Source organism: Enterococcus cecorum (genome assembly GCF_052119425.1).
GTDB classification, from domain to species: Bacteria; Bacillota; Bacilli; order Lactobacillales; family Enterococcaceae; genus Enterococcus_E; species Enterococcus_E cecorum_C.
The window spans coordinates 22,171-39,930 of sequence record NZ_JBQKFH010000009.1; the positions used below are offsets into that span (position 1 = coordinate 22,171).

General features: G+C 36.0%; 17 protein-coding genes. 1 reads left to right on the forward strand and 16 read right to left on the reverse strand.

All coding sequences use genetic code 11. The features are described from left to right. Positions 1 to 79: 79 nt before the first annotated feature. From gtfA to argF, 12 genes are all read right to left on the reverse strand, one after another. The gene (gene gtfA / locus ACTQZM_RS03435; protein WP_441652897.1) at positions 80 to 1,531 is read right to left on the reverse strand and encodes a sucrose phosphorylase; all 1,452 of its coding nucleotides are present in this window, start codon (positions 1,529 to 1,531) and stop codon (positions 80 to 82) included. A 76-nt stretch (positions 1,532 to 1,607) separates the two neighbouring features. After that, a complete protein-coding gene (locus ACTQZM_RS03440; RefSeq protein ID WP_441652898.1) occupies positions 1,608 to 3,788 on the reverse strand; it encodes an alpha-galactosidase in 2,181 nt (726 codons plus the stop codon). A 17-nt stretch (positions 3,789 to 3,805) separates the two neighbouring features. Continuing rightward, the gene (locus ACTQZM_RS03445) at positions 3,806 to 4,630 is read right to left on the reverse strand and encodes a carbohydrate ABC transporter permease (RefSeq protein ID WP_016251666.1); all 825 of its coding nucleotides are present in this window, start codon (positions 4,628 to 4,630) and stop codon (positions 3,806 to 3,808) included. A 12-nt stretch (positions 4,631 to 4,642) separates the two neighbouring features. Then, positions 4,643 to 5,515 carry a carbohydrate ABC transporter permease gene (locus tag ACTQZM_RS03450; protein WP_047338473.1) on the reverse strand — a complete coding sequence of 291 codons (873 nt, stop codon included), beginning with the start codon at positions 5,513 to 5,515 and terminating at the stop codon, positions 4,643 to 4,645. A 28-nt stretch (positions 5,516 to 5,543) separates the two neighbouring features. Next, entirely contained in the window at positions 5,544 to 6,800 is a 1,257-nt protein-coding gene (locus ACTQZM_RS03455) for an extracellular solute-binding protein (RefSeq protein ID WP_113827293.1), read from the reverse strand. A 154-nt stretch (positions 6,801 to 6,954) separates the two neighbouring features. After that, positions 6,955 to 7,995, reverse strand: coding sequence for a LacI family DNA-binding transcriptional regulator (locus ACTQZM_RS03460; protein WP_441652899.1), 1,041 nt, complete (start codon positions 7,993 to 7,995; stop codon positions 6,955 to 6,957). A gap of 127 nt (positions 7,996 to 8,122) precedes the next feature. Beyond that, positions 8,123 to 9,400: a D-alanyl-lipoteichoic acid biosynthesis protein DltD gene (gene dltD / locus ACTQZM_RS03465; RefSeq protein ID WP_441652900.1), complete on the reverse strand. Its 1,278-nt coding sequence runs from the start codon at positions 9,398 to 9,400 to the stop codon at positions 8,123 to 8,125. 4 nt (positions 9,401 to 9,404) lie between these two features. Then, positions 9,405 to 9,638 (reverse strand): D-alanine--poly(phosphoribitol) ligase subunit DltC, encoded by a 234-nt coding sequence (gene dltC, locus ACTQZM_RS03470; protein WP_016251661.1) that lies wholly within the window; start codon positions 9,636 to 9,638, stop codon positions 9,405 to 9,407. Between the two features lie 22 nt (positions 9,639 to 9,660). Then, complete coding sequence (gene dltB, locus ACTQZM_RS03475; RefSeq protein ID WP_441652901.1) at positions 9,661 to 10,866, reverse strand: D-alanyl-lipoteichoic acid biosynthesis protein DltB; 1,206 nt, start codon at positions 10,864 to 10,866, stop codon at positions 9,661 to 9,663. A 1-nt stretch (position 10,867) separates the two neighbouring features. After that, positions 10,868 to 12,364, reverse strand: a complete 1,497-nt coding sequence (gene dltA / locus ACTQZM_RS03480) for a D-alanine--poly(phosphoribitol) ligase (RefSeq protein WP_441652902.1) — start codon at positions 12,362 to 12,364, stop codon at positions 10,868 to 10,870. A gap of 11 nt (positions 12,365 to 12,375) precedes the next feature. After that, entirely contained in the window at positions 12,376 to 12,525 is a 150-nt protein-coding gene (locus ACTQZM_RS03485; protein WP_016251658.1) for a teichoic acid D-Ala incorporation-associated protein DltX, read from the reverse strand. 310 nt (positions 12,526 to 12,835) lie between these two features. Continuing rightward, complete coding sequence (argF, locus tag ACTQZM_RS03490; protein ID WP_441652903.1) at positions 12,836 to 13,852, reverse strand: ornithine carbamoyltransferase; 1,017 nt, start codon at positions 13,850 to 13,852, stop codon at positions 12,836 to 12,838. Positions 13,853 to 14,012: 160 nt separating this feature from the next. On the opposite strand from argF, the gene ACTQZM_RS03495 reads away from it, so the two are divergent. Next, positions 14,013 to 14,351 carry a winged helix-turn-helix transcriptional regulator gene (locus tag ACTQZM_RS03495; RefSeq protein WP_441652904.1) on the forward strand — a complete coding sequence of 113 codons (339 nt, stop codon included), beginning with the start codon at positions 14,013 to 14,015 and terminating at the stop codon, positions 14,349 to 14,351. 59 nt (positions 14,352 to 14,410) lie between these two features. On the opposite strand, the gene ACTQZM_RS03500 is transcribed toward ACTQZM_RS03495, so the two are convergent. The 4 genes from ACTQZM_RS03500 to ACTQZM_RS03515 all read right to left on the reverse strand — a co-directional run bounded on the left by ACTQZM_RS03500 (position 14,411) and on the right by ACTQZM_RS03515 (position 17,755). Beyond that, positions 14,411 to 15,727, reverse strand: a complete 1,317-nt coding sequence (locus ACTQZM_RS03500) for an FAD-dependent oxidoreductase (RefSeq protein ID WP_441652905.1) — start codon at positions 15,725 to 15,727, stop codon at positions 14,411 to 14,413. A gap of 89 nt (positions 15,728 to 15,816) precedes the next feature. Further along, on the reverse strand, positions 15,817 to 16,194 hold the full coding sequence (locus tag ACTQZM_RS03505; protein WP_441652906.1) for a VOC family protein: 378 nt from the start codon (positions 16,192 to 16,194) through the stop codon (positions 15,817 to 15,819). Then, positions 16,184 to 17,011, reverse strand: a complete 828-nt coding sequence (locus tag ACTQZM_RS03510) for a Cof-type HAD-IIB family hydrolase (RefSeq protein ID WP_441652907.1) — start codon at positions 17,009 to 17,011, stop codon at positions 16,184 to 16,186. Before ACTQZM_RS03510 ends, ACTQZM_RS03505 begins: the two co-directional genes overlap by 11 nt. 108 nt (positions 17,012 to 17,119) lie before the next feature. Then, a complete protein-coding gene (locus ACTQZM_RS03515) occupies positions 17,120 to 17,755 on the reverse strand; it encodes a nitroreductase family protein (protein WP_441652908.1) in 636 nt (211 codons plus the stop codon). Between the last annotated feature and the right edge of the window lie 5 nt (positions 17,756 to 17,760).

Genomic DNA, 17,760 nt, shown 5'->3' on the forward strand with positions numbered 1-17,760 from the left:
TGTTTTTCAGATAAGATTAGAAATATTTTAAAACACTTTAATTAATTAAAGGAGCACAAAATTTGCACTCCTTCTTTTCTTATTCAGCTAATTGTGTTAGTACTACTTCTCCGTTATGTTTCACTTCAAAGTCCTTGGTTTGAAGATTAGCAGTCAATACCGCACGATTCTCTTGACTATCCTTTCTAGTGATGATAATTGTTTCTTCGCTTGGTGTTTCAACAATGATTTCACCGGCTAAATCAAAAGCTGCAGCAGTATTTCTAAAGCGTAGTAAATCAAATAAAGATTTCACCACTGGGCGTTTTACTTCTTCATCGATTTCTGGCAATGAATAGTAGTGACGGTTGATATTGCGGCCTTCTTTCGTATTTTCCAATAGCTCAATGTCATTTTTCCCTGCCAATAAACCAACATAATAAATTTGTGGAATACCCGGTGCAAAACACTGAATGGCCCGTGCTAATAAGTAACTACGGTCATTATCCCCTAAAGCACTATAGTAGGTCGAATTGATTTGATAAATATCTAAATTATTATAACTTGCAGAAGAATAAATTTTCTTCACATTCGCACCGACTTTATATAGCTCTTCAGATGTATAATTTAACTCTTCATCGGTCAATAAGTCTTTGGCATCCACCACTCCGATACCATCATGTGTATCTAGTGTAGTGAATTGCTTCATCGGACTCATTTTCAACCAACGAGCTAAGCGGTTGGACTTCCCACTATACAATGAAAACAGCGTAATCATTGGCAAAGCAAAGTCATAAACATAGTAATCATGATCTGCAATTTTCATTTGAATTGTATAATGTTCATGAATTTCCGGCAGCAACTCACAATCATATTTGGCTGCTTCCTCACGCACTTCATCTAATAATTCCCAAATTTCTGGTTCGACAAAGAAATCATTGGTATCTAATTTTTTAATCGCATAGGCAAAAGCGTCCAAACGAATCAAAGAGCACCCATGACTTGCCATATCTTTTAGAGTATCCTTGATAAATTGTTTGGTTACTTCTTTGGTTACATCTAAGTCAATTTGTTCTTCACCGAAAGTATTCCACACTTGCTCAGTGGTCCCATCGGCAAAAGTCACTTCCTGAAACGGTGCTTTATCTTTGCGTTTATAAATCAAATCAATATCTTCTGGTGTCGGACGATTTTCAGGGAAAAACTCATGAATGCGGATAAACATATCTTTATAAGGCGAATGTTCATGATTTTGTTTAAAATCTTGGAAAAATTTTGATTCGCGCGAGATATGGTTAATCATGAAATCAAACATTAAATAATATTTTTCGCCTAATGCTTCCACTTCTTCCCAAGTCCCAAATGCTTGATCCACCACGGTATAATCACTTGGCGCAAAACCACGATCACCAGTTGATGGGAAGAAAGGCAACAGATGAATCCCACCCACAACACCATTTAAATGTTTATCTAATACTTTATTTAAATCTTTCAAATTATTTCCTAAGCTATCACAATACGTAATTAACATCGCTTCATTTTTAATTTTCATGGTATAACCCCCAATTTTTCTTTAAAAAAGCAACCAAATGAAACGAGAATTATTCAAGTCATTTGGTTGCCTACTGTTATTTTGCTTTTAAATAAAACATTTGTGTAGCATAATCGCCTGTTAGGTTTTCATCAATGTAAAGTCCTAAATGCATGGCTTCACTACCAGAGATTTCACAACCATTCCATTCATAGATTTGTTCTTCATCTAGTCCTGCTAGTCGTAACGTTTCTAGCGGGAAGGAAGCCTGAGCATACTTTCTGAAATAAAAGGCAATGGCTTCTTTTTGATCTTTTGAAACAAACATCCACGCGCAACTATTTTTCTCAAATGGTGAGGTCAAACGAATAAATCGTCCAAATTGGAATAAAGCACGGTGTTGTTTATAAAAGACAATTTGTTCTTGAATGCTTATCTTTTCTTCGGCAGTCAATTTCGTTAAATCAAGCTCATAACCTAAAACACCCGACATCGCGACATTGCCACGAATTGCTAAACTAGTCACGCGATGGGTTTGATGGTTTGGTACTGCTGAAACATGGGAACCCATCGTCGAAATTGGATAAACCATACTTGTACCATATTGAATATTCAAGCGCGCTAAAGCATCCGTATTATCACTCGTCCATGTTTGCGGCATGTAATACAACATTCCTGCATCAAAGCGTCCGCCGCCACCAGAGCAACTTTCAAATAAAATATCTGGATAGCGAGTGGTTATTTTTTCTAACAAGTCATACAACCCAAGAATATAGCGATGCGCCACTTCCCCTTGCGCTTGTGGTGGTAGTTGTTTCGAATAGACTTCGGTCATATTGCGATTCATATCCCATTTAATATAATCAACATCCGTATGGTCTAAAATCGCAGTTAATTGTTGGTAGATATTTTCACGAACCTCTTCTCTTGAAAAGTCCAATACATACTGGCTACGACTCGTACTACGTGGACGATTCGGTACTTGAAACGCCCAATCAGGATGGGCACGAAATAGTTCACTATCTTCTGAAATCATTTCCGGTTCCACCCAGAGACCAAATTTCATTCCCTTAGCATGTACTTTTTCCGCAATGTTTTGCAAGCGCCCATTTAGTTTTTCGCGATACTCAACCCAGTCACCTAATGAAGAATAATCGTCATCGCGTTTGCCAAACCAGCCATCATCTAATACAAACATTTCGATTCCTAGTTTTTCTGCTTCATCCACGATTTGCATCAATTTTTCTTCGTTAAAATCAAAGTAAGTCGCTTCCCAGTTATTAATCAGCGTTGGGCGTTCTTTTCCTTGATATTTTCCACGAACCAAATGTTGATTAAATAAATCATGATAAGTTGCGGATAATTGATTTAATCCTTGGTCGCTATACACGAATACGGCTTCCGGTGTGGTAAAACTCTTGTTTGACTGCAATTGCCAATTAAACTGAAAAGAATTGATTCCCATTATCAGACGCGTTTGCTGATATTGATCTTGTTGCACCACTGCCTCAAAATTGCCGCTATAGACTAAACAACAGCCAAAAGCTTCTCCATGAAATTCCGTAGTGGTAGGTTCTACAAGGGCCACAAATGGATTTTGCATATGACTACTTGCACCGCGTTTGCTATCAAAAATTCGAATTCCTTGCGTAATGGCTTGACGTCCAATTTGTCGCTCATGTCCCCAAGCACCGTGTAAATCAATGACTTCTAGCTCTCTAGCATAAAAATCAAGATTGCTACTTGCTAAACGCTGAATCGCAACGGTCTGAGTCCCTTGATTTTCTAGACGAGCAGATCTTGTCAATACTGCCAACTCTTTAAAAATTGTATAACTCAAAACCAAGCGTAATTGTGCGACTTCATCGACTAGAATAAGCTCTAAAGTTTCCGCCTGAGCTTCATTAGCATAAGTGGCCGGTAACCCTGGTAATGCTTTTTTACCATCGAATATTCGATAGTCTTGATAGCGAAAATCACAAATGGTTGAACCATCTTTGAATTGTAGCTGAATAGCTGGTTCGCGAAAATCGCCATTTCCATGACTTGGATATTCCATCAACATCGTATCTAAAGAAAAGGTACGATCAGTTGCTTCACTCGGATTTGGTGAAAACGCGCGGTCAATGCGACGATAACGATGTAAATTCGAATAACCTTTGATTTTCTTACCAAAATAAAGATGATTGACATACCCAAAGTCTTCAATTTGGATCAAATAACTTATTTTTTCGTTAAATAAGTGAAATACATTTATTTTCTCATCAAAAATTATCATTTAGCTACTCCTCAAAATTATTTTACAGAACCATTAGTCATACCAGAAATAATGTTCTTTTGGAAAATCAAGTAAACGATTAAGATAACGATAATCCCTACAACATAAGAAGCAAAACTTGGACCATAATCACTGAAATATTGTCCTTGATAGTTGTATTGGAATAATGGTAATGTCCAATTTGAATTATCTTTATTTAGAATTAATAAAGGTAATAAGAAGTCATTCCAAATCCACAAAGCATTAATGATTAATGTCGTTGCGTGCATTGGTTTCATCAATGGAAATGCAATTTGGAAGTACATCCGAAACTTACCACAACCATCAATTTCTGCAGCTTCATCCAACTCTTCAGGAATGGCTGTTTTGATGTAACCTACATACAAGAATAAAGTCTGTGGGATCGCATAAGCTAAATACAAAATGATTAATCCAGGGATATTTGAAAGACCTAATTTTGTCATCATTGTCGTAATAGGAATCATAATGACTTGGAAGGGAACAAAAATACCTAGAATCAAGAATGAATACATCAAGGCAAAGGCTTTTTTCTTAGATAAATTACGAGCAATTGAAAAAGCTGCCATCGGTACAAAAAAGGTAATTAAAACAATTGAAAACACTGAGATAACCGCTGAATTCAAGAAATATTGACTAATCCCATCATCTAGTAAACGTTGGAAGTTATCCATCGTAAATGGGTTCGGTAAACCAAAGAAATTACCTGTGATTTGACTTGTTTCTTTAAAAGAGGACAAGACAGTGAAATACAGCGGAATAAAGATTAAGCAAAATCCCAGTATCAAAGCTAGATAACTAAAAACAGTTCCTTTACGTTTCATCTTCTACTCCTCCTATACTTCAAACTTTTTAGATAAACGAATTTGTAAGATTGAGATAATAGCAATCACGATGAATAATACAACCGCAATCGCATTGGCATAACCATATTGATTGTTTTGGAACGCATAATTATAAACTAATAATCCAAGACTGGTCGTTTTATCGTTTGGTCCGCCACCAGTTAAGGCATAAATCAAATCAAAGGCCGTTAACCCAGATTTTAACGCCATGATAAAGACCATACTCAACGAAGGCAATAAATACGGAATTTCAATATTTAAGAACTTCTGCCAATTATTTGCCCCATCAATGTCGGCTGCTTCTAAGATATCTTCGGGAATACTTTGTAAACCAGCTAAGAAGATAACGACTGGCATCGCAACACCTTGCCAGAGAGCTACAAATAACACTCCCCAAAATACCGTATGCTCATTAGCAATTAAGTTTTGCGATAAAAACTCAATTCCTAATTTTTCTCCTAATTGTGGTAAACCATAGTTAAATAATTGTTTAAAGATCAATCCTAAAGTTACCGTACTTAGCACTGCGGGGAAGAAGTAGGCTGTTCTAAAAAAGCCTACTCCTTTCATCTTGCGGTTTAATAAACGCGCAATCACAATGCCGAGCACCACTTCACCGATAATGAGGGCAATCGTAAACATTACTGTAAACCCAACTGATTTCATGAAGTAAGAATCAGAAACGATATGTTCAAAATTCTTTAATCCAATAAAATTGTAATCTGGGGTTAAACCAGTCCAGTCTGTTAAGCTATAGATAAATCCACGCACCATTGGTACATAGAAGAATACTAACTGTAAAACAATTGGTACGATGACAAATAGCCATGCCCAACTACGATTGAAAAATCCCTTCTTAAACATAATGGTGTGCTCCTTTATTGATTATTTTTTATTTCTTCATTGTATTGAAGAATGTGTTTAGATCATTTGCTAATTGATCAGGTTTTTGAGAGTTGACATAGTTAACAGTTGCATGCCAGAATTTTTCTTCTGAAGTCCATTCTTTTTGTAACCATACGATTTGTTTATCCGTAAATACATATTGAGTTACACCTTTTGTTTCTTCAAATTTGCCATCTGTATCAACAGCAGTAACTGAGGTTGGTGAACCGTCTACATCATAGTATTTTTGCATTGCTGCTTTAGTTGTCATATATTTCATGAATTTATTGGCAGCTTCTTTGTTTTTAGATTTATTTGAAACAGATAATGCTAAGTCAGCCGCACCAACAGTCAATTCTTGTCCTTCTTTTACACCTGGATAAGCAAAAGTACGAACTTCAAATTTTGGATGTTGATTTTGGATAGCTGGTAATGCCCAAATACCATTAGGGAAGATTAAAGCATCGCCCTTAGCAAACGTTGCAATGGCATCATCATAAGTTGCCCCAGTTGCATTCTTTTGTCCATTACCATGTAATAAATCTAATTCTTTAGTCACTTGTTGGAATACTTCACTTGATGTTTTAATGCCATCTTTAGGACTGCGAACTAATTCATCATTCGCTGCTTTGAAACCACCGGCTACTGTTGCCCAAGCTAATTGATGGTAACCGTTTAAAATCCATGAATCTGCTTGTGTTAGCGCTAAAGCAAAAGGCGTTTCACCTTTATCTTTAATTGTGGCAACTAATTTTTCAAAATCATCCCAAGTTTTAGGTACTTCTAAACCTAATTCTTTAAACTTATCTGCATTGTAGAAGAATCCCCAAGCATTGTTTGTTAATGGGATGGAATAAATCTTATCGTTAATCGCATAGGTTTCAGCCGCACCTTCTTTTAAGTTCTTCAAGTAATCTTTACCAGTTAAATCTTCGAAGATCCCTGCTTTTGCCCATTCTTGGAAATCAGCGTTTTGTGGGTAAACGTTAACTACATCCGGTGTATCTCCACTTGCGATACGTGTTTTCAAGACTTTACCAGCATCTGGTACATTGGTAAATTTAACCTTGATATCTGGATTTTCCTTTTCAAAGTCTTTGATAATTTTTTGTAGTGTTGGTTGCATTTCTTTCTTTTGGCTAAAGAATTCAATCTCTTTCGTTTTACCACCATTAGATGATTTAGACGAATTACCACAGGCAGCTAGTAAACCAACTGCACTAACCAAACTAACACCTACTAACAATTTTTTAGCAACTTTCATGCTTTTTCCCTCCTACAATGGATGCGTTTTCTTTATTACAACCATATAATAAACGTTCACTAAAGTTTTGTCAATGTTTTAGCGGTAAAAATTTTAGTATTTTTTACTAAACAATATAAGCACCTAGTATGTACACTAGATGCTCTATCAATAATTATTCAGTAATCGTTTTTTCGCTTTCTCGTACCCTTACTTGATAACCTACTTCAACGTTAACTGGTACCTTTCTTTCTTTTAATAATCGTTGCCTTGCTAAACGAACCGCAATTTTACCAATTTCGTCAGCTGCAACATAGACACTACTTAAATTGGGTGTTAAAAATTCTGCAACATCCACATCATCAAAACTGACTATTGAAATATCATCTGGAATTCTTAACCCTTGTTTTTGCAATGCACGGTATATCCCCACTGCCATCGGATCACTACCAGCAACAATTGCTGTTGGTAAACAATCTTTTTGTTTATCTAAAAGTTCCATTGTTAAACGATAGCCGTCTTCATAACTCCAATCTCCTAGATAACTATGCTCATATAGGGTCAATTCTTTTTCTTTCATCCATTGTTCATAAGCAATATTCCGCACCTCTAAACCATTGACATCCGTTGTTCCTTTAATTGTCATCACTTGGTTTTTACCACCAATATAACTGATATTCCGATGACCTTTTTCATACAGACGATCTAATTGCTGCACCATCGCTTTACCAAGGTTAGTATACACTGAATCTACTTCATAATGAATTTCTGAACTCGGAACATCTAACACAATAATATGTGGATTCATTTGATATAATTGCTCAATCACCTGATCACAAAAACGACCAATCACCAATATGGCCCCACAGTCATTTAATTCATCAAGTCTAAATTCCTTATCTTGCTGACGATACAATATTTTTTTGACTTCCACATGACTATTCGATGATTCTGTCAAAATACCAATTCGAATCGAGCGAAAATACGGATCTTCTAACTCATCAATTTCAGAAGCTGCCGTAATGACTCCTAATTCAATTAAAGGACCTTTTTGCCCTTTACGCTCTTTCTTTTCATAATGATAAAATTGTACCGCTTCCAAAATTCTTTCTTTAGTTTCCTCGGTTACTCTTAATGACGGATCATTATTCAAGAAACGAGAAACAGTAGCGGGTGATACCTTAGCCCGTTGCGCAACTGTTCTAATCCCTGCCATAAACATACTCCCCAATTCTGTTGTCTTTGGTAAACATTATACATCAGTTTACTGAACGCTGCAAGATGTTTACAAAAAAATACTTCCTAATCCACCTTGCAGAGAGATTAGAAAGTATTTTTTATTTTTACTCATTTGGATTTGGTAAAACCATTTCCTTTATTTTCGCTTGTTGCCATTCTTTGGTAAAGAAACGATTATCCAAATGATATTTGACAGGTTGTTTCTTGCTCATTAAAAATGGTTGAATATATTGATCACTAGCTAGCCAACCGCGCCAACCTAAATGAATAGTATCTTGTAAAAAGTAAGGAGTCGCTGCTTGATCCGTAAAGTCGACTACATTTTCAAATCCCTGTGACTTCAACTGATAAGTAATTTTTTCCGCGCATTCTTTTAACATTTGTTGCGACAGACCGGTATAATCACTCCATTGCTTATTTACCGGTGGAATGATAAAGAGTGGCTCAATTTGATATTTAGCCATGGCTTGTAAAACTAATTCAAAATCCGAATACTCTGGTGAATAGCGATAGTCAAAAGTTTGTTGCGCCCCTCTTAGATTGACTAAATCAGGTTTCACTTTGCGATTAAAGAAACGACGGTCAATCATAAAAGGCGTTTTACCTACGCGTTTTTCCCCTTGTTGATAGGCTAATTTATCAAGTTGCTGATAGTTATACTTATTTGGCAAAGTTTTCATCGCTTGGGCTACTTTTTGCTCTTTGCCTTTAATATCTAAACCAGCAAACATTGCATCTTCATTTTCATAAAAACGATTAGCTAGTTTCAAATAGCCATATTGTAGTGACGTTGGTAATTGATTTTGACTCACACGATGAAGCATCCCCGTTAACAGGACATCTTTACGCACCACATCGTATTTTAATAGACGTTGGGCAAAATAGCGATCAGCTTCCTCAATCTTTTGTAAATTGAACAACCATTGATAGGCCTGCTGCTTAGAAAAATAGCGGTCAAAATACATGCTCGTTACTCCTTCTGGCACAAACCATTGCGGAGAAATCACAAAAACAATCTTTTTACCCGTTAATTCTTTGCCCATAGATTGCAACATTAAATAATGGGTCATTGACTGTGTTCCCGGTGCCCCCAAAAGAAAAGGAACATAAGGCCGTTTGTACTTCAGTGCTAAAGTAGATGGATGAAAGGCACTGATACGGCTTAATTCAGATGAACCAAAAAAAGGGACATACTCCTTGTCAGCAAAGGCTTGATTCTTCACCGCATTGCCCTTGATTACATCAGCTGACATCGAAGTAGAAGCTTGAAAAATCTGGGTGCGGTTAAGCAATTTAGGTGCCAAAGGACTGATGAGAAGTGCCCCTAAAAGTACAAATGCTGCAAGAAAAGGGCCAAATAAATGCCAACTTTTCTTTTTCATTTGATTAACCTTGTAATTCCGCTACTTTAGCAATAATTTTATTTGGGGTGCTCCATTCGTCACGTTCGAATTCAGAAACAGGAATATTCACACCTAATTGGCCATCTAATTCAACCAATAATTGAACAGTACCCATAGAATCTAATAAACCTTCATCAAATAATTCCACATCTAAATTTTCACGTACTTCACTTGTTCCTGTTAAATCTTCTAAAATTGATAAGACTGTTTCTTGCATTTTCAAAAACTCCATTCATTTATTATTTAAAAAATAGTTGATCTAAAAATCCTGAAAAAATCAAAAAGCTAAACGCCACTGCATGGAAAGTTGCGACAACCGCTAAAGCATGCGTAAATTTATTGGATGGCAATTTATCTTTATGTTTTTTCTTAAAGCGTAGATAGGCATCAGTTAAGCAAATTAAAGTCGCATGATATAAACCATAGACAATATAATACCAAGTCAAGCCATGCCAAATCCCCATTAATAAGAATAACGCAAAGTACCCAACATTACTAGCAACTATCCGACTCTTAAAGACTTTTTTCTTCACTAAGGTAAACATCAAACGCATATAAACATAATCTCTAAACCAGAAAGATAAGCTCATATGCCAACGATTCCAGAACTCTTTAATATTCCAAGATAAAAATGGCTTATTAAAGTTCATCGGTGTGTCATAGCCCATCAAATTACTTACCCCTACTGCAAATAAACTATAACCAGCGAAGTCAAAGAATAGATATAAACTATAAACATACATCACGCCCACTAACGGTAATGAAATGCCATGATAACTTAAGGCTAAACGCTTAACCAAAGGCAATAATAAACTTCCTAAATAATAGCCAATAATAAATTTATACAAAAAGCCTAAAAAGATTCGCGTGACCCCTTTGGCAATCATTTCTAAATATTGATCAGCACTTAGACTGGCCTTCACATCTTTTTCAAAGCGGCGATAACGATCAATCGGTCCAGAAGAAATCGTCGGGAAGAATAGTAAAAAGCGAATATAGCTTACTGGATGATATTCCTTAATCATCCCATCACGAATTTCCATGACCATTTGCACCGATTTAAAGGTAAGATAACTAATCCCTAAAAAGCCAAACATCGAAGCCTTGCCCTGCTCAAAAAACGGGGTTAGTTTACTTAATGTCAGCGGCAAAATAGCTAAAATCACCGCCAAATAAAACAATGGTGTCGAATTATTTTTTTGGCGAATCTTAAAATAGCCCCAGACCAAAATCGTTTGGAATACGACATAGCCAATCAATGCCAGACCTTGCTTATAATCACTCCCACCAAAGCTTACAAATAAGAAAAATAAGGTAATCAGTGCTTCATAAGTTAAAAAGCGGCGTTGATATTTTAATAAACCAAAGACAATCGGTAAAATCAGTAAAAAGACATAACCAAAATAAGTTGGATTGGCATATGGAATCATGTGAGGAAAATTCATCTTATGTATTCACCTCATTCATTAAACCTTTGCGATCAATCTTGCCATTGGCGGTTCGTGGCAATTCTTTCACATAGACAAAACGCTGCGGAATCATATAATCCATAACGGTTTGGGCTAATTCAGCTTTGATTGCCTTAGTGAGTTCAAATTCTTTGGCAAACTCATTTTCTTTCGCCACCACAAAAGCGACTAACTGTTGTACTTTATGATCTTTATATTTTGGGACTACCGTTGCTTTATCCACGTAGGAAACTTTCATTAAGTGATGGTCGATATCTTCTAGTTCCATTCGAAAACCATGTAACTTCACTTGGAAATCAATTCGTCCATTATAATGAAGTAAGCCATTTTCATCTAAACTACCCGCATCACCTGTCTTATAGGCTGGTTGCCCTTGGTACGTAATAAAGGCTTCTTTGGTCTTTTCAGGATTGTTCATATAGCCTTTTGAAACACTTGGCCCCACAATCACAATTTCGCCAACTTCATTTACTGCTTGCTCCTTGCCTTCATCCAAAATCACTACTTGGCAATCTTCTTTGACATATCCAATCGGCAAACGAGCGCTATTATCAATAATGTCTTGCGTAATTTGAATCTGTGAAATAGCAACCGTCGCTTCCGTTGGTCCATAAGTATTAAAGACTTTTGCATTTGGGAAACGATCCAATAATTTTTGAGCCGTTTGTTTCGTTAACTCTTCCCCACAGAATAGAAAATGCGTTAATTCTTGCAAATGCTGACCGTCAAATTCAGGAGCCATTAAACAAATATCCACAAAAGATGGCGTAGAGACCCAAACATTTATGCCTAATTTTGGCAAATGAGCAAATAATGCTTTAAAGTCATCCACTATTTCTTTAGCTAGTGGCATCAATGAACCACCGGCACATAAAGCAGGATAAATACTCATCACCGACAAATCAAAAGAATAAGGTGCTTGAGATAAGAATCTTGGCTGGTTCGGTAATTGGAAATCCTTTAACTCCCAATCAACAAAACTCACTAAATTATCATGAGAAATCTGTACACCCTTTGGCACACCTGTTGTTCCCGAAGTAAAAATAATATAAAAGTTTTCATCTTTGGTTACTGGTTCTAATGCCAAAGTCTCATCGATTGGTTGCTGAAGTACTGCATGAAAGCTTAGCACTTGCATATCTGGCGCAATACTTGAATCAAAATCATCCACTGCTAAAATACAAGCCGGTTGCGCCGTTTGTAAAATTAAGCGAATACGTTCACTCGGCGTATGACTTTCAATCGGAATATAAGCATGCCCGGATTTGACTGCTCCTAAGAAAAAGGCAAGCATTTCAAATTGTAAACCACCGTAAACCACAACAGGTGCACGATTTGGAAAATGTTTTGCTAAATAATAAGCAATATGATCAGATTTTTCTTTTAAATCTTGATACGTATATTGGCACTGATCATCACTGTAGACAAGTCTATCTCCTGCCTGCTGATCAATTCTTTCAATGATAGAAACCATCTTTCATCCCCCTAAAACTCGTTATAAATAAAACTACCACCTTGGATATTCTTGTAATGATACAAATAAATCAATGCAAGCAATATGCCGAAATAAAAGAGGGTTTTAGCTGTAAATAATAACCAATAATTTAATCGAGGTCGTGATTTTAAAAAGTTCATGTTAACTGCCTCCTTCATCATGGGTAATTATAGTTGCCCATTAAACAATGAGCAATCAATTTTTAAGTGAATTTAACTTTTTCATGCTTTCTTAAAATAAACTTAAACTTTTTTACTAACCGTAAATAGTATAACACCATTTTAATAAGCTGACTATGCGACTTTAGTCCTAGACTATGAAAAACAAGCATAATTATAGACTATGTAAAGGAATTTTAGTACATATCTTTATTAAAACGATAACAAAAAAATAAACTTTCAAACGATTGATGTCACCGTTTGAAAGTCATGTGAAAGAATATACGAAAGATTAAACCTTTGGAATAAACAAATGGCCTAAAGTCGCAGCCATGATTGCCTTAATCGCATGCATCCGATTTTCAGCTTGAATAAACTGTTTGGCATAGGAGGCTTGGAAAACTTCATCCGTCACTTCCATTTCCTTCATGCCGAATTGCTCGAATACTTCTTGGGCTGTTTTGGTCTGTAAATCATGAAAGGCCGGTAAACAATGTAGGAAAATCAAATGCTCCTTATTGCCGGTCAATTTAACTAACTCGGCATTGACTTGATAAGGCAGTAATTCTTTGATTCGCGTGGCTATTTGCGCTTCTTCACCCATCGAAACCCAGACATCGGTATATAATATATCGGCCCCTTTGACACCTAGAGCAATCTCATCGGTCAATTCTATCTGACTCCCTGACTCAAGGGCAAACTGTTGGGCCATCTCCACAATTGCTTGACTTGGAAGTAAATTTTTCGGACTAACAATCGCCACATTCACACCTAACAAGGCACTGGTTACTAATAAAGAATTCGCCACATTATTGCGTCCATCGCCACAATAAACCAACTTCAAGCCTTCTAAATGTCCAAAATGTTCCTTGATAGTCATAAAATCAGCAATCATCTGCGTCGGATGCCATAAATCGGTTAAACCATTCCAAACCGGTACCCCAGCATATTGCGCTAAAGTTTCAACCGTATCTTGCGCAAAGCCACGAAATTCAATCCCGTCAAACATACTACCGAGTACCTTCGCTGTATCAATAACCGACTCTTTTTTGCCTAATTGAATATCATTGGCACCTAAAAATTCAGGATGTGCCCCCAAATCATTCGCCGCTACCGTAAAAGCACTTCTGGTACGCGTCGAAGTTTTTTCAAATAATAAAGCAATATTTTTTCCTGCCAAATAAGCATGTGGGATATTTTTTTGTTTTAATTCTTTTAAATGTATCGCAAAATCAATCAGATACATTAATTCTTGTTTCGTAAAATCCTTTTCCGCTAAAAAACTTTTTCCTTGAAATACTGAATTCATCTAACCACAACCTTTTGATATTTATGCATTATTATACATATATCCCTGATATTTTTCAATAAAAATTCATATTTTCGCATAAATATTTCATTCCGAATAACTAGCTTTCATTTAGTACCTTTTGTATAATGAAGAAAATAGTTAGCAAGAGGAGAAACTAATGAACGATTTTCAATTCACATCAGAGGAGATTTACACTTGTCCGGCTGAAGCTTTAGCAAATCTACTAGGAAGAAAATGGGTCCCTCAAATTATTGAAACGCTAGCCATTCAAGACACACGCTTTTTAGAATTAGTTCGGCAACTTGATGGTAGTACACCGAAAATGATTAAACAGCAGCTTGACCTACTGATTGCCAATGAAATAGTCAAAAACGAAAAAATAACCATTCAAAATAGCGTCGAATCTACCTATCAACTCACGACTAAGGGACGTGAACTCTTTCAAATAGTCAAACAAATGAAACACTGGGGACAAATAAATCTCATTTGCCATTAAAAAAGCGAATAGCAAAATGACTTCTTGCCAGTTTGCTATTCGCTCAATATGAGATAAATCTATTTTAAGACATCATTTAATGCTTCAGTCATTGTTGGATGCGTGTAAATTTGATCACGTAATAATTGATATGGAACATGAGCATTCATTGCTAAGGTAAGCAAATTAATGACTTCATAAGATTCTTCACCAAAAATAGTCGCACCAAGTACTTGGTCTGTTTCTTCATCTACAAGAATTTGCCACATTCCTACTGGGTTTTCTAAAATATTTGCCTTTGGTACATTACTATTAAGATGGGTGAACTTACGATACTTCATTTTCTTTGCTTGAGCTTCTTTTTCATGTAATCCTACATGAGAAAAAGCTGGTTGGATAAACATCGTATATGGCACATTAGGACGATTATTGACTGATCGGTGTTTATCTTGGAATAGTTGATTATAAACAATACGGAAATCATCCAATGAGATATAAGTAAATTGTAAGTCTCCTCTAACATCACCTAAAGCCCAGACATTTTCTACGGCTGTTTGTAAGAATTCATCTGTTTGGATAGCACCTCTAGCATCAACTTGAATATCCGTATTTTCTAATCCTAATGCTTCGGTATTGGGTTTACGTCCAGTTGCTACTAATAAATAATCAGCTGTCAATACTTCGTCAGCTAAGGTTACAGTTACATTTTCTGCGGATTCATCTACTTTTTGCACTTGAGCATCTAATTTGAAATGAATCCCTATTTTTTCAGCCTGTTCCTTAATTAAGGTTACGAAAGCTTCATCTTCACGTCCTAATAATTCGCGATTATCTAAAACAGTTACTTGACTACCAAAATTAGCAAACATAAATGCAAATTCTAATCCAATATAGCCCGCACCTAAAATCACAAGTTTTTCTGGTTTATCCGTTAGATCCATTATTTCTTTAGATGTTCCTACTCGTTTTCCTAAACTTAATCCTTCAATCTCAGGAATCACTGATTTTGAACCAGTATTGATAAAGATACGTTCTGCCTTTATTTCTTCTACATCTCCATTTGGTAATTGCACTTGTACAGTATGGTTATCTTTAAATTGTGCGTACCCATGAATCACTTCAATTGTAGCTTCATCTGCTAGCATGTGATAATTTTTGTGACGTAACTTATCAATAAGGGTACGTTTTTTCTCTGAAGCAACAGTAAAATCACGTTGCTTCAAACCTTGAGTAATTAAAGTTTTAGATGGAATACAACCTACATTAATACAAGTACCACCATACATTTTATCATCTGCTTCGATAACGATAACTTCTTCTTGATGACTAGCTAACTTTTTGGCTAATGTTTTTCCACCTTTACCAAAGCCAATAATTATATTATTCATTTCACGCATAATAAAAATCCCCCTATTCTTTGTTTCAACTACAAATTAATTTTAACATAAGCGAATCAGGAGGACAATTAGGTACTTTGAAGTAACTACTAAACAGTAATCTCAATTTGATTGCCTTCAGGATCTTGTAAGACTGCTTCATAATAGCCATCGCCAGTTGTGCGCGGACCACTTAATAAGGGATAGCCATCTGCATTTAATTTTTGCGCAAAGGCATCTACTTTTTCTTTACTACCAAGTGAGATAGCTAAGTGATGATAACCAAGTTGTTCAAATCCATGAGGCGCTGTATGAAGTTTTTGCATAAGCTCTAAACGTGTACCAGATTCAAAACTCAAAAAATAAGAAGAAAATTTGGTTTTTGGATTATGGTACAACACTGAACTTTTGGCTGAAAAATAAGTTTCGTAAAAGTCACGCATTTTTTCTAAATCATTGGTTAATAAAGCAACATGTTCAATTTTCACCGGTACTTCCTTCTTTCTTTTCCATTAAGGATAATAATAATTCAATGGTTTGTAAAACACCGTCTTCGTCATTAGATGGAATGATGAAATTTGCCTGATTTTTTAACTCTTCTACTGCATTTTTCATTGCAAAACGAAAATTGGCTTGAGCGAATAATTCCAAGTCATTCCAACCATCTCCAAAGGCCGCCGTTTCTTTGGGACTTATCTTTAACAATTCTTGGAGTTTTGCAACGGTACTCCCTTTGTGTATACCTTTTGCTGCAATATCAATCCACTGCGTTTCTGAAGCAACAATATAAGCACGCTCGGTAAAATCAGCTAATTGTTGCACCGTTTCTAAACAACGACTAGCTGGATCATAGACCGTCACCTTGATAAAGTCATCGGTAATTTGTTGCAAATCATTTATTTCGATCGCACCAGGATTAGAGGCTAGAACTCTGTTTTTATGAATCTTTGGAATATCTTGATTGATATAAACGGCATTTTTCGTATAAGCTATGATTATTTGGTCGCTATGAATCGCTTGTAAACGGGCAATCATAGCTAAGGCAAGCTGATTATCCAACAGTTGTTCATATAAGCATTTTCCTTGATATTTGATTCTGGTCGCACTGTCTGCTAAAATCCAGATTTCATCACTTATCTCAGGAAATAACGCCTCCACTCGTGCACTACTCTTGCCTGTACATACGCCAAATGCAATTTGTTTTTCTTTTAACTTTGGCCACAGTTTTAGAAAATAATCACGATTATATGCTCCTTGACTATTTAAAAACGTGCCATCCATATCGGTTAATATTAATTTTAGCAACTGTTTTCCTCACCTTTTTTTGAATACGTATTCATATTTTAGCATATTTTTTTACGCATACCTAGAAAAAATAGTTCATCCCAGAACATTGGAATGAACTATTTATCTTTATTTAAAGGATGTAATCTTTTCAGCTGATAAGCGTACAGACTCATAGCCAGTTTCCATTGCTTTACCAATCGATAAAATCATTACTGGATGGAAACGCTCCTCATCTAAATCAAAGGCCGCAGCTAATTGATCCGCATCAAAACCACCGATTGGATTCGTATCATAGCCATGACTTCTAGCCACTAGCATCAACTGCATGGCCACTAAACTCGCATCAATTTGTACAATACGTTCCATTTGTGCCTTATTTAGACTGTCATACATTGGCACAATCGCAGCTAATTGTTTTTCCATGACTTCTTGTGGCATCAATCCACGATTTACTGCTTCTTGATAAATTTCTTGAGCATACTCTTGACACTTCAAATCCCCAAAAATTAATATCATGGCTGAAGAAGTTTCGTTTTGTAAAGTGTTAAAGCGAATCAATGGTTTTAACTTGGCTTTTGCTTCCTCGCTTTCAACAATCACAAAACGCCAAGGCTGTAAATTGACAGATGACGGCGCTTTAGCAGCTTCATCAATTATTTGTAATAACTCACTATGTTCAATTTTATAAGATGGATCGTAATTTCGAATCGAGCGACGGTTCAATACGATATCTTGAAAATCATTATTATGTACTTGACTCACAAATA

What these genes read in the sequence shown, in the direction of transcription:
- gtfA (WP_441652897.1), bottom strand. Translation starts at nt 1,531, where the DNA reads ATGAAAATTAAAAATGAAGCGATGTTAATTACGTATTGTGATAGCTTA.
- ACTQZM_RS03440 (WP_441652898.1), bottom strand. Translation starts at nt 3,788, where the DNA reads ATGATAATTTTTGATGAGAAAATAAATGTATTTCACTTATTTAACGAA.
- ACTQZM_RS03445 (WP_016251666.1), bottom strand. Translation starts at nt 4,630, where the DNA reads ATGAAACGTAAAGGAACTGTTTTTAGTTATCTAGCTTTGATACTGGGA.
- ACTQZM_RS03450 (WP_047338473.1), bottom strand. Translation starts at nt 5,515, where the DNA reads ATGTTTAAGAAGGGATTTTTCAATCGTAGTTGGGCATGGCTATTTGTC.
- ACTQZM_RS03455 (WP_113827293.1), bottom strand. Translation starts at nt 6,800, where the DNA reads ATGAAAGTTGCTAAAAAATTGTTAGTAGGTGTTAGTTTGGTTAGTGCA.
- ACTQZM_RS03460 (WP_441652899.1), bottom strand. Translation starts at nt 7,995, where the DNA reads ATGGCAGGGATTAGAACAGTTGCGCAACGGGCTAAGGTATCACCCGCT.
- dltD (WP_441652900.1), bottom strand. Translation starts at nt 9,400, where the DNA reads ATGAAAAAGAAAAGTTGGCATTTATTTGGCCCTTTTCTTGCAGCATTT.
- dltC (WP_016251661.1), bottom strand. Translation starts at nt 9,638, where the DNA reads ATGCAAGAAACAGTCTTATCAATTTTAGAAGATTTAACAGGAACAAGT.
- dltB (WP_441652901.1), bottom strand. Translation starts at nt 10,866, where the DNA reads ATGAATTTTCCTCACATGATTCCATATGCCAATCCAACTTATTTTGGT.
- dltA (WP_441652902.1), bottom strand. Translation starts at nt 12,364, where the DNA reads ATGGTTTCTATCATTGAAAGAATTGATCAGCAGGCAGGAGATAGACTT.
- ACTQZM_RS03485 (WP_016251658.1), bottom strand. Translation starts at nt 12,525, where the DNA reads ATGAACTTTTTAAAATCACGACCTCGATTAAATTATTGGTTATTATTT.
- argF (WP_441652903.1), bottom strand. Translation starts at nt 13,852, where the DNA reads ATGAATTCAGTATTTCAAGGAAAAAGTTTTTTAGCGGAAAAGGATTTT.
- ACTQZM_RS03495 (WP_441652904.1), top strand. Translation starts at nt 14,013, where the DNA reads ATGAACGATTTTCAATTCACATCAGAGGAGATTTACACTTGTCCGGCT.
- ACTQZM_RS03500 (WP_441652905.1), bottom strand. Translation starts at nt 15,727, where the DNA reads ATGCGTGAAATGAATAATATAATTATTGGCTTTGGTAAAGGTGGAAAA.